Genomic DNA, 261 nt, shown 5'->3' with positions numbered 1-261 from the left:
CCGTCGGACAGATCGGCAAGCTCAAGGGCTGCCGAGTGGTCGGCGTCGCCGGCGGTGCGGAAAAATGCCGCCACGCCGTGCAGGTGCTCGGCTTCGATGCCTGCCTCGACCACCATGCCGCGGACTTCGCCGAACGACTGGCCGAGGCCTGCCCGGACGGCATCGACATCTATTACGAGAACGTCGGCGGCAAGGTCTTCGACGCTGTCTTCCCGCTGCTCAACGCCAAGGCCCGGATCCCGGTCTGCGGCATCGTCGCCC

Annotated in this window: 1 protein-coding gene; it reads left to right on the top strand. The window is 67.8% G+C overall.

The window, feature by feature from the left end; genetic code table 11:
- The coding region (locus tag ACLJNW_RS26060; RefSeq protein WP_410961483.1) for a zinc-binding dehydrogenase at window positions 1–261 on the top strand (261 nt) is incomplete at both ends.

Origin of the sequence: Salmonella sp. SAL4457 (assembly GCF_046548235.1) — a bacterium.
GTDB classification, from domain to species: Bacteria; Pseudomonadota; Gammaproteobacteria; order Enterobacterales; family Enterobacteriaceae; genus Salmonella; species Salmonella enterica.
The sequence above is the reverse complement of the archived record's forward strand: the minus strand, read 5'-3'. Positions and strand labels throughout refer to the sequence as shown.